General features: G+C 39.5%; 10 protein-coding genes and 1 pseudogene. All 11 read left to right on the top strand.

Translation table 11 applies throughout. From position 1 onward, the window contains the following. The first annotated feature begins 443 nt into the window (after positions 1-443). The 11 genes and pseudogenes from ABEW73_RS33515 to ABEW73_RS33465 all read left to right on the top strand — a co-directional run bounded on the left by ABEW73_RS33515 (position 444) and on the right by ABEW73_RS33465 (position 11,258). Complete coding sequence (locus ABEW73_RS33515; RefSeq protein ID WP_430173888.1) at positions 444-1,115, top strand: hypothetical protein; 672 nt, start codon at positions 444-446, stop codon at positions 1,113-1,115. Between the two features lie 212 nt (positions 1,116-1,327). Then, positions 1,328-1,639 (top strand): annotated as a pseudogene (locus ABEW73_RS33510) (GNAT family N-acetyltransferase); the annotation flags it as partial. A gap of 292 nt (positions 1,640-1,931) precedes the next feature. Further along, positions 1,932-2,525, top strand: a complete 594-nt coding sequence (locus ABEW73_RS33505; protein WP_430173887.1) for a chloramphenicol phosphotransferase CPT family protein — start codon at positions 1,932-1,934, stop codon at positions 2,523-2,525. A 409-nt stretch (positions 2,526-2,934) separates the two neighbouring features. Beyond that, positions 2,935-3,585: a YdcF family protein gene (locus ABEW73_RS33500; protein WP_430173852.1), complete on the top strand. Its 651-nt coding sequence runs from the start codon at positions 2,935-2,937 to the stop codon at positions 3,583-3,585. A gap of 415 nt (positions 3,586-4,000) precedes the next feature. Beyond that, positions 4,001-5,473 carry a serine hydrolase domain-containing protein gene (locus ABEW73_RS33495; RefSeq protein ID WP_430173851.1) on the top strand — a complete coding sequence of 491 codons (1,473 nt, stop codon included), beginning with the start codon at positions 4,001-4,003 and terminating at the stop codon, positions 5,471-5,473. A 231-nt stretch (positions 5,474-5,704) separates the two neighbouring features. Continuing rightward, complete coding sequence (locus ABEW73_RS33490; RefSeq protein WP_430173850.1) at positions 5,705-6,307, top strand: phosphotransferase; 603 nt, start codon at positions 5,705-5,707, stop codon at positions 6,305-6,307. Between the two features lie 24 nt (positions 6,308-6,331). Further along, positions 6,332-6,946: a GNAT family N-acetyltransferase gene (locus ABEW73_RS33485; RefSeq protein ID WP_430173848.1), complete on the top strand. Its 615-nt coding sequence runs from the start codon at positions 6,332-6,334 to the stop codon at positions 6,944-6,946. Positions 6,947-7,123: 177 nt separating this feature from the next. Beyond that, positions 7,124-7,732, top strand: a complete 609-nt coding sequence (locus tag ABEW73_RS33480) for a hypothetical protein (protein ID WP_430173847.1) — start codon at positions 7,124-7,126, stop codon at positions 7,730-7,732. 171 nt (positions 7,733-7,903) lie between these two features. Beyond that, positions 7,904-9,490: a S8 family serine peptidase gene (locus ABEW73_RS33475; RefSeq protein ID WP_430173846.1), complete on the top strand. Its 1,587-nt coding sequence runs from the start codon at positions 7,904-7,906 to the stop codon at positions 9,488-9,490. Between the two features lie 213 nt (positions 9,491-9,703). After that, on the top strand, positions 9,704-10,597 hold the full coding sequence (locus ABEW73_RS33470; RefSeq protein WP_430173845.1) for a phosphotransferase: 894 nt from the start codon (positions 9,704-9,706) through the stop codon (positions 10,595-10,597). A gap of 154 nt (positions 10,598-10,751) precedes the next feature. After that, on the top strand, positions 10,752-11,258 hold the full coding sequence (locus tag ABEW73_RS33465) for a GrpB family protein (protein WP_430173844.1): 507 nt from the start codon (positions 10,752-10,754) through the stop codon (positions 11,256-11,258). Positions 11,259-11,376: the final 118 nt, after the last annotated feature.

The following is an 11,376-nucleotide window of genomic DNA, read 5'->3' as shown; positions in this document are numbered from 1 at the left end:
GCGCTCTGGCAGCGACAACCGGAAACGCGTGTTTTAGAAGAGCAGGAAGCCCGCCGCTTGCAAAGAGCGGCGGGCTTCCTGCTTCTTTCATGAACGTTTTTTTCTCCGTCCCGAAATTGGTTGCGGCCACAACATCATACTCCATCAATTTGCTTGTAATTGGAATATATATAACACCAGAAAACAATTGGAGTGAAAAATGGGGCAGGGAGGAGTTTTCTTGCTCGTCGTCTTCTCTATACAGAAGATCCACAATATATTACATCATTTGGCTGATTTTCCTTTCGCGTGGTGTTATGATTTTTTATAGATCAAGATATTGATCTATTTTGAAATAAGAAATACCCGAACAACTATATCTTATTCTCACCGTAAGAACACCTGAAAAAGTAAATCTGTTGTTGGTTTGGTAATTACGTCTAAACGAAAGGTGATTCATATTAATGATGTTTAATAGTAATAACTCTAAAAAAATCCGAAAAAGTTTGTTTATCGGTATAATCGTTGTTGGTTTATCAACAATTACTGCTTGTATTCCTAAAGAAATAAAACAAACAGAGTTAATAACTGATTATAATCGCCATTTGATTGGAAAAGAAGGAAGTGGCGATTATATGATATATCGAAACGGGGTATATATTGATTCTAATGGAGTCGAGTACTCACCAGAAGAATTAAAGAATAGAACACCAAATAGTCTTCCTGAGAACCGGATTATCACAAAGATAATGGAAGGAAATTTTATGCCTTCCTCAATATTTGAGTTAGAAACAAAAGAAAAAAACGGAGTATATATTTCCCCTGAGATCATTACTGTAAATGGTTCAATAAGCGTCTTAACAGATACTAATGGAAGGGGGTGGGAACTAAAAGCCGGTGACTCTGTAGAATATGTATTTGAAAAGTATAAATCGGAGGTGGTCGAAAATCAAAATATGTTAATTGGTTACGTTAAAAACGGTGTTCTAAATCCATCGCAAAATTTCGATCAATTAAAGGGGAATTACAATTTAACTATTGAGGAATCAGGGAAATATTACTTTTACATAATAAATGCAAGTTCTGATACGATTGCCTTGAAAGAGGGAACATTAAGGCTCACAAAAAATAACTGATATTTTTATGAACCAAAAAGCCGGACAATGATTAACAGCTGTCGGGGGACAAGAACATGACCCGATTACCGATTAGATAAGCATTTAATTACCTTTCACTGCTCTAGTTCATTAAGCTTACGGGTAGGATAGTTGAGCATTGATATTGAATTTATTAAAAGTCAGGATTCGGAAAACACCACTTAGTGAGGTGAAAATATCGGATTATAAAAAAGACCGTACTCTTTAACAGCCAAGTGGCGGGGCATGTTTCGAGTTTTGAACAGTTCGGTGAACCAGAAGTCAGCTATTGGATCGGACGTGAGTATTGGGGAAGAGGTGTTGCAACTAGATCACTTTCTCAACTTCTTGACTATGTAAACATTCGTCCCTTATTTGCTCGTGCAGTGAAAGATAATACAGCTTCTATTCGAGTATTGGAAAAATGCGGGTTTAAGATTTGTGGTGAAGACAAGGGGTATTCCAATGCACGTGCTGAGGAAGTCGAAGAATATGTTTTAAAGCTGCCTTCTAAGGCAGAGTAGCAATCACAATATTTCTAAGCTAACGGAGAAATATAGCACAATAAAAACAAGAAGACAGCCGACCAACGTGATCGGACTGTCTTTGTTAAATTAACGGAAGAAACGGTACAAGAAACGATATAAGGGGAGAAAAAGTGAGGTAGCCGTGCTTCTTCGGCAGCTCGTTGAACTAACTGGCAGGATAGTTAAATCGTTTCTCGAATATTTTATGAGTTGGATAATTTTATGAACTTTGTGAATATAACGTTATCTGAAAGATACGAAATGATTATTTTTTGAAGGGATGATTAAATTGAAGCAAGGGATATTAGTTTTTCTAAATGGAACTTCAAGTTCCGGAAAGACCTCTATATCGACTGAACTGATAAATCAGAAAGAGATTCCTTTTTATCATTTATCAATTGATGATTTTTTTAATAATTACAATGATTTTATTAATAATAAATTTCCAGATGAACCTACAAGAGAAATAGATCATCAAGTTGTCTCACAAATACTTGATGATTCCATATTCTCAGTGTACCATTCGACAATTAAATTGTTATCAGAAATGGGTTTTAATGTAATAGTAGATACCGTAATCGACAATGACAAGAGGTTTAATGAGTTTCTTGATCAATTTTTCGATCAGCCTACGTTATTTATAGGTGTAATATGCTCGAAAGAAGAACTCATAAGAAGAGAGCAAACAAGAGGAGATAGACAGATTGGACTAGCAGCTTCACAGTTTAGCAAAGTATATTGCTTTGATGAATATGACCTCGAAGTAAAAACGGAAGAGATGAATCCAACAGAATGTGCCGAAAAGATATTAAGTTTTATTAAGTCCAATAAGGAATACTCGGTATTTAAGAAATTACGTAAAAGAAATGTTAGTGTTTCCTAGATGGCGTATCCATCAGATAACACCATATTCAAAACAACCCCCAATCAAATGATTTGATTGGGGGTTGTTTTGTTTCGTTGAACAATCCGGGGAGGTTTTAGAACTTATTATTTGATGATCGAAAATACATATCATTTATTGTGTTGTCGGTGGACAAGAACTTGTACCGATTGCCGAAAAAGGACACGAACTTGATCCGATTACCGATTAGATACATATCTAATTAGAATTCTGCAGCTATTTCATTAAGCTAACGGGCAGGATAGAGGAGATAAACATAATAAAGACATATGTAGGCAACTATCTTTCTGAGCTATCAGGCGCTGGGCAGGTATATGTAAATTGTCAGTACTTAATTAGGTACGACGCATATATTAGAATAATTATTTGAATTGAGGGAGGGTGTTATATGCAACCTCAAATTCCTAAAGATCCTGTAGTTCCTGAATTAACTGAAGTTCAGATAAACGAATTAACTGATATCGTATTCTTATCTAAGGAAATATCACCTTGTGATGCTATTTTTGTTTTCGGAGGTACTCATCCTGGGCATTGGGAAGCCACGATTGACGCTTATAATAGAGGCTTGGGCAGAATAATTATTGTCACAGGAGGAGTCAGCCCTACAGGAATTAAGCATGAGAATTGGGTAGATAAAAATGTACCCGAAGCGCATGTCATTGTTAATAAACTAACCGCGGCAGGTATTCCTTTAAATGTAATCGTGTATGAAGATCGCTCAAGGAACACTTTAGAGAATGTGTTATTCGCTAAAGAAGTATTTAACTTCGACGCTATCGAGTCACTTCTAATTGTGTGCAAATCTCATGGTGCGGGCAGGCAGTATCGTACATTGGCGAAGCATTTGCCCCAAAAAATTAATTATTATTCATATGGCTTTGATTCAAGTTATAATGGCCAAACAATAAACAGAGAAAACTGGATGCATAGTTCAATAGGTCGCTCGAGAGTATTTGGAGAGTATTTGAGAATCTGTTTTTACGGTGACCGTGAAGACATACTTCGCTTAGATAAGAAAGTGGAGGGACTCACTCTATGAAAGTTTAAGGTATTAAATGAATGGATGGATGTCGGTGGACAAGAACATGGTCTCTTTGAAAGTCGCTATTAGCGGCTTTTTTTGTTTTATCGGTACAAGTTCTTGCCCCGAGCTAAGAACAAGAACTTGTACCGATGCCGTAAAGGACAAGACCTAGTCCGATTACCGATTAGATAAGCATTTAACTACCTTTCACTGCTCTAGTTTATTAAGCTAACGGGCAGATTTCTTTAATGGAAGGGTTAAATCTGATTATAATTATTTTCTCGCTATATGCACTTCTATACCTGTGATATTGTGAAACTATGCTTAAAATTGGCCGTGCTGCTTCGCTTGTACTCACTAAACAAGGCATGGGAATTGCCAAGCTGAAACTGCAGTTGCAGATTATATACGAGAGCAAAGGTGAGAGTAAATGAGAACCAGCAATGCTTCATGCACAGTAGCAAAATTAAACGATTACATGGACGCGCTAGCGAACCGGGAGTATTTCAACGGGGTAGTCTTGGTAGCCGAAGGGAATAAGATATTGTTGCGAAAGGGATATGGTATGGCGAATTTTGAGCACGACGTACCCAATACCCCACAAACCAAGTTTCGTATCGGCTCACTTACAAAAGGGTTTACCGCTATGGCGGTGTTGCAGTTGCAAGAGCAGGGAAAACTTCGCATTGATGATCCTATCAAAATTTACATACCAGATTATCCGAATGGCGACATCATTACGATCCACCATTTATTGACGAACACTTCAGGAATACCTGATTACCCTAGTTTCCCAAATTATTGGAAAGAAACGATGAGGCTGTATGCTACTATAGAACAAACCATTGGTTCGTTTAAGGATAAACCACTGCAGTTTCTCCCAGGAGAAGGATTCAGTTACACCAGTTCGCCTTATATTTTGCTTGGTTTCATTATTGAGAAGACATCGGGGATATCTTACGAACGATATATATCGGAACATATCTGCAAGCCATTAAATTTAGTGAATACAGGATGTGAAGACGGAAGAACTCTCCTGAAACAATTTGCGTCAGGGTACTCCATATGCAAAGGAATCATTCCAACCGAGTATGTCGACATGTGCCTACATGTGGGAGCAGGTGTGATGTACTCAACGATCGACGATCTTTACCTGTGGGATCGGGCGTTATATAGGGATGATTTGATTGGAAAACATGTGCGTGATCAATTATTCGGAAGCATGACCTCACTTGTTGGGAGTTACGGCTGGGTTGTAACGGAGCAATCCATAAATAATAAGCCGAGAAAGCGTGTCTGGCATAACGGAACGATGAATGGGTTTTATGTGGAGTTCAATCGCTATATCGATGAGGAAATCGCTATTATCGTGCTGAGCAATATCAACCTCACGCCCATAGACATAATAAGCCAATGTTTAGCCAAGATCGTGATGGGAGAAGAGGTCGCCCAGCCTGGAGCTATACAGCCGTTAGACATAGCTCCAAATACACTTGAAAAGTATGCGGGAATATACAATACTGCGGACGGAAATATAGGTCCATTGCAAGCAGATCATTTGACCGAGGCTTTAGATCAACTGACTATTATCGATACGCCACGGTTTGCAGTCGGGTTATTTTACGACACATTCTACCGTTTCGGAATTGACCCCAGATCCACCGTAGTCGTGACTTTTGAGGATAACAGGCTCTATCTGTTCATGCAAAAAAATAAAGGGGCTTGGTTTAAATACGAGCTAATTCCGGTTTCTCAACAAACGAATACACTAAAATGCGTTACCGCGAACATTGACGAACAACTTGAATTTCACACGGACCCCGATGGATATTTGCGATTCATACATTTCGATCCAGCAGGAAATCGAATCGATGCTGTAAGATTAACTGCTGAGATTAATTAATGGGCGGACGCTTTAGTCATTGAGCTAAAGGGAAACTATAGTTCAACTCTGAGCGGAGCTGTCGCTAAGAATTCGATGTAGACATGAGCTATTTTGTAAGATTTGAGTGGAAGGGAAAGATCGAATGATTCCTACATGTTTTTCAAATTAAGAAAATGGGCTCTTTCGGAAGTCTACAGAGTAAGACTCACAACAGGTGAATCACGAATCATTAAATGGGGCGGGCATGAGATGGCGAAAGAAACAGAGGTGTACCAAAAATTGGTTCATCCACTTCAAATCAAAGCTCCAGAGATTTTTGAGTCTGTTCAACTGAATGACAGCGGAGTCATGGTCATGGAGGATGCGGGCGAAAAAAATTTGGAACAGCAACCGCAACCTCCTCATTTCCTTGAGGCATCAAGAGAATTAGCAATACTAAGAGTGAAAGCAACAGCAAACCTAGAAAGTTTGGTGCCTAAGAAGGTCATTGACAGTTACTTAGTTTTAAAGGAAGACTTTTTAGTGCTACTAGATGATCTGTTAAAATCGGACAAGTTATCAGAATCCAAAGTTTTATTGAAGCTCAAAAAAGTATTACCTCTTCATCTAGAAAGACTCTATCAGAAGATACCAACTTCAATTATACATCATGATTATCATGCAAAGAATCTTTTGATTCAAAACAATGGCATTATGCCAATTGATTGGTCTTTAGCATATTTGAGTCCTCATCTTGGTGACTTATATTGCTTAGTCAACGGGGCTCACACTTGGTGCGGGCTTACTAGAGATGAAATATTGTATGCTTACCTTGACGTAACCGGTTATCAAATTGTATTTTACATTATTTAAAATATGTCTTGGGGGAACGAATTAATGACAATCATTGAATCAAGTTATTTTTGGCAAGGTACTAAGATTAGACTAAGAGCAACTCAAAGAAGTGATTGGGAACAATGGAAATTGGAGAGCACCGATAGTGAAGCAATTCGGCTAATGGAATGGGGTATCGAACTCCCTAAGAATGATATAGACGTTGCGGAAGTGTCGGATAAGTATGATAATTTCAAAGACAATTTCAGAAAAATGTTTGCTATCGAGGAGCTATCAAATAATCAGTTAGTTGGACTCATTAACTTGAATTCATTAGACCACAAAAATGGAGTGTTTAGTTTTGGCTTGGGAGTGCACAGAGGTTATAGGAACAATGGATACGCATCAGAAGCAACAAGAATTATTATGCGATACGGCTTCTATGAGTTACGGATGCAAAAATGCAATTCCAGCTGTGTTGAAATAAACGAAGCATCACTTAAATTCCATAAAAATCTCGGATTCATTGAAGAAGGACGAAGAAGACGAATTATTTATATGGATGGAAAATTTTATGATAATATTTTGTTGGGGATAACAAGAGAAGAATTTGATGAAATAGAAAGTAAATATAGCAAGATTTGTCGGGGGACAAGAACACGAAAGTCGCTATTATAGCGGCCTTTTTTGTTTTATCCGACTTGGCACATATCTAATTAAAAATCCGACAGCGCTTTTTCATTAAACTAACGGGCAGAATTGCGCGACTTCCATTATTTGGTGTACTATATGAAGTGAAAAGGACGGGATGAACGGTTACAGAGTGAAGAGTGAGAAAGGAGCGAAAATGTAAGGATGTATTCTAAAAGCAATAGAATATTGATTGGTGTGGTTTTTATAGTTTGTGTAGTAGGAGGTGTAATGGTATTCCAAAGCACATATGATAAAAGTACGACTAATCAAAGTCACACAAATTCTCCTAACTATCCTGAAAATGAATATGGACAAACATACGGTTCTGCTAATGAAGCCACTTCCGTTGAATTGCTACCTGACTTAGTCCATGCAGGAAGTGTGAATGGCATTAATGGGTATTTGCTGAAAAAAGATTATCTCGGTGAACCTGGTGATGTCCCGCTGTATGATGTTTATGGAAAAACCATAATTGGTTCTTTTCATATTAGCGCTAAGAATATAAACTATCCTAAAAATAAAAACGGACAGACATACGGTTCTAGCTCAGATGCTACTTCTCCAGAAACGGAACCTGAATTAATTAGTGCTACAGGTGTGGATGGCACTGCAGGATATGTGCTAAAAAAAGACTTAGACGGCGAGCTACCAAAATCCCCAGAGGAAGCCATTGCAATACAGAACAGTAGATCACCTGATGGTCGTGATATTCCGCTGTTTGATGTTGATGGTGAAACTGTTATTGGTGTGTTTCATGTTGGAGGAAAGTAATAAAATTAGATGATAAGTGTTACGCCTCCACAATTCATGAAGCCGGTTGAGAAAGTCGTGTAAAACTAAGGGGGATTTCTCTAGGATGACATATATCGAAAGACAAGAACATGATGACTTTGATAGTCGCATTTTATGCGGCTTTTTTGTTTGAAGAAGGGAGCTAAGAACATGGAATGGCCATCCATAAGAGATTTTCTCGATGTCCCATCGCACCTTACAGGAGAAAACATTGCTATCGCAGTAGTTGATGGATATTTTCCACCTCATCCAGATATAACAACAAACAATCAACGTCACGTTTACCTTGTGAAGACTTCAGAAGCAGATATAAAACCACAATTATTTCAAAGAAGTGAAGCTCCTTGGAGAAGGAATCATGGACTAATGACCGCCGCTGCCGCCGCTGGCTCTGGATCGCTAGCATCGGGATACTATACCGGTGCTGCACCTGAAGCTGATCTATATTTGCTGGAGACAGGGGCTTTTCGTACTGTTAAGGAATTAGAAGATAAGTTTGTCATAGCTTTAAGCTGGCTTCTAAAGAACTTTCGGAGATACGGTATTCGCGGAGTTGTTTTAACGCGGGCTTATACGAGGGATACGGGGCTTCTTCCTTGGCAGGCAGATCCTATAAGGGTTTATTGTGAAAAACTGGCCACGGAAGGACTACTTGTTGTTGTCGCTTCGGGGAATACAAAAGAGCTGACATGTAGCGGGCCAGCGTCTTCACCGTCTGTTTTGTCGGTTGGCGGTGTAATCGTACCTCAAAATCAAGATGCGATTATTCCCTACCACGGCTGCCGAGGCATTACTTTTGAAGGAAAACGAATACCTGAAATCTTGGCCCCAGCTGAAAATGTAGTTCTTCCATTGCCATTTCAGTCCACTGATGAGTACGAGAATCACTATACTGCTCCATTCGATAAGCTTCCTTATGGATACGCTAGAACAGAAGGAACCTCATATGCTGCTCCAATTGTCTTAGGTTGTGCAGCGTGTATTTGGCAAGCAAATCCCGAATGGACAGCAAGTCAGGTTGAATTAGCAATGAAAATGACGGCGGTTTATAAAGATGAGTGGCATGGCGCGGTCGCCGGGCTAGTCGATGTTAAAGCAGCTACTACGTATCCCGCCAAGTCATTTACCAAAGCTCATAATCAAGATAACAATGATACAGCTGTACTGGATGAAAGACGCTTAATTTCAAGTGTACTCTCTCAGGGTAACGAATTAAGTTGTTGTAAAACGACGGACGAACTGAAGAAATTATTGATCAACTCCCCATTTCCTAGAGTCCGTGCTGCCACACTGATTAAATTAGCTGCTTCGTCAGAGATTACATATAACATAATGGAAGTCATGCTAAATGATTTAAACAGCTATGTTAGAATGGCAGCACTATTTGTCCTACATAATAGAGAAGATATGTGGGGGGAATTTTCAAGTAAAGTGATCGAACTATTTAAAGATCAAGATATTAACATTCGGTACTGTGCCATCAAATTAGCATCTGTGATTGGAGACCTGTCGTTTATAAAACCACTTATATCTGGTCTGCTCGATGATGCTGTGCAACAGCAAGTATCGACGTTTGGTGCCAGGTGTGAGGGACTTCAACTTCTAACAGGCATCGTTTATGAACCAGATCCAGAGTTTCGAGATGGTCAATGCTTTTATTCAGAGTTAAGTACCCAATCGCGGGTTTCTGTTGCCTTAAAATGGCATATTAAGTTTAACATCAATGGATATAAATAGTGTAAGGAGTTGCTGTAATCTAACATACGAGAAACAAAACCATCATTCCAAATCAATTATGAACCGTCTGTTAGAAGCTAAATAACATACATTCTGAGCATTGAACTAACCGGCAGGTTAAAGTGGAAATTTGTAGAATACATTAATTGCTACGGAATATAAGTGGGTACAAAGAATGAAGGAATAAATACTTTAACGAGGAGAGTTCCATCCATGGCTATCGAGTCTAAGCTCCAGCAACTCTTTCACGAACCGATCGAACGGATCACATATCTTGATCCTGGTTATTCCGGGCATGCCAGCGATGTATGGTTGGTCAAAACAGCTCGGGAGGAGCGTGTCGTGCGTTCGTCCAGATGGTCCGAGGCACCGACCCGTGAGTTTTGGTGGGGGTGTCTCGATCTATTTGGGATCGATCCTAGACGAATGCGACATTTCGAAGCAAACGTTACCATGCTCGATGCCGTTTTGGGAATTCCAGCACCTCGGGTGCATGCGCGTGCGGTTATTGAAAACAAGGAATATCTCGTTATCGAGAAAATGAATGGCAAGGCACTTCGGTCATTCATCGGGCAATCTGATGCGCTCCTTCATCAGTTAGGTGTCTGGCTAGCCCAAGTGCATTTAAATCGTTACGATTACTTCGGAAACCTTTCCTCCGGCCAAATTGATCGAAAAGAATCCTTCCATGTTCGTATGTCCCAAACCATTCGGCAGCTTGTCGAGCGCGACTATAAGAATGATAGCAATATCAAGATGCAGGTCGATGCTATTATCAGTGAGCTTTTTACTCTTCCAGTACCGGATCACTTCTGTCCTGTGTTTATTGATCTGGATCCGTCACAGTTCTTAATTCGAGACGGGATGCTGTCAGCGGTCGTCGATGTTGAAGCCTATGCGATAGGCCCACGTGAATTTGATTTTGTCGGACTAGAGTATGTGCTGGATGAGATATCTGCAGCTTCTTTCCTTAATGGTTATTCGACAATCCTGGATCCCCCCGATTTATCTAAATATCGCAAGGTGTACCGCTACTTCTACCGTTTGTTAGGAGTACAAGGGTCTGTCGATTTGAATCAATGGTTCGCGAAGCGGGCAATATTCTGACAGCCCTGCCATTCAACTAACGAGAAAGGTTAGTTGAAAATAGCATGGAATAGTTTGACGGGCTGGCAATGTTCCATTTTCATAAAGATTTAACGCCATCAATGATTCTGATAATCATAGAAGAGGTAGTTATTATAGATTAGGAGGATGTTTGATGGGCACCAAAATAATCGTTGTTGAATACAATCCTAATTGGGTTAAAAAATTTGAAGAGTTAAGGGATTTTGTTTTCCCAGTATTAAGTGATCTTGAGGTCACTATAGAGCATGTTGGAAGCACGGCGATCCCAGGAATAGCAGCAAAACCAATTGTTGATATGGATGTGGTAGTTCCTACAAAGTCTGATGTTCTAGTTGCTGTTGAAAGACTTGCCAATCTTGGCTATATTCATGAAGGAGATCTAGGGATTCCAGGGAGAGAAGCTTTTATTCCGCCAAAGGATGTAGATTGGCATCACCTTTATTTATGTACTGTTGACAATGCTGAGTATAAGCGTCATCTTCTTTTTCGAGACTACTTGAGAAATCATCCGGTAGACGCAAAAAGATACAGTCAGTTGAAACTAAAGCTTGTTGAACAATTTATAGGTGACCGTTCCGGTTATACAAATGCAAAAAGCGATTTTGTAAGAGACATACTAAAGCGTGCTGGGTGGGAATGATCTTAGTTAACGAGCAGTGTTATTCAACTAGGGCAGTAGTTTTTGATGAGATGTCTTGTCGGGCGACAAAAACATAGTAACATTAGAAGCCGCTGATTTGAAGTGACCCCCAAAAGTT

The sequence above is a fragment of the Paenibacillus lautus genome, from assembly GCF_050482385.1.
GTDB classification, from domain to species: domain Bacteria; phylum Bacillota; class Bacilli; order Paenibacillales; family Paenibacillaceae; genus Paenibacillus_AQ; species Paenibacillus_AQ lautus_B.
Note: the sequence above shows the minus strand (reverse complement) of the source record. Positions and strands in the feature narration are given on the sequence as shown.

Excerpts from the sequence above, each read along its gene's own strand:
- ABEW73_RS33475 (WP_430173846.1), top strand. The coding sequence starts at position 7,904 with ATGGAATGGCCATCCATAAGAGATTTTCTCGATGTCCCATCGCACCTT.
- ABEW73_RS33500 (WP_430173852.1), top strand. The coding sequence starts at position 2,935 with ATGCAACCTCAAATTCCTAAAGATCCTGTAGTTCCTGAATTAACTGAA.
- ABEW73_RS33495 (WP_430173851.1), top strand. The coding sequence starts at position 4,001 with ATGAGAACCAGCAATGCTTCATGCACAGTAGCAAAATTAAACGATTAC.
- ABEW73_RS33515 (WP_430173888.1), top strand. The coding sequence starts at position 444 with ATGATGTTTAATAGTAATAACTCTAAAAAAATCCGAAAAAGTTTGTTT.
- ABEW73_RS33480 (WP_430173847.1), top strand. The coding sequence starts at position 7,124 with ATGTATTCTAAAAGCAATAGAATATTGATTGGTGTGGTTTTTATAGTT.
- ABEW73_RS33465 (WP_430173844.1), top strand. The coding sequence starts at position 10,752 with ATGGGCACCAAAATAATCGTTGTTGAATACAATCCTAATTGGGTTAAA.
- ABEW73_RS33470 (WP_430173845.1), top strand. The coding sequence starts at position 9,704 with ATGGCTATCGAGTCTAAGCTCCAGCAACTCTTTCACGAACCGATCGAA.
- ABEW73_RS33485 (WP_430173848.1), top strand. The coding sequence starts at position 6,332 with ATGACAATCATTGAATCAAGTTATTTTTGGCAAGGTACTAAGATTAGA.
- ABEW73_RS33490 (WP_430173850.1), top strand. The coding sequence starts at position 5,705 with ATGGCGAAAGAAACAGAGGTGTACCAAAAATTGGTTCATCCACTTCAA.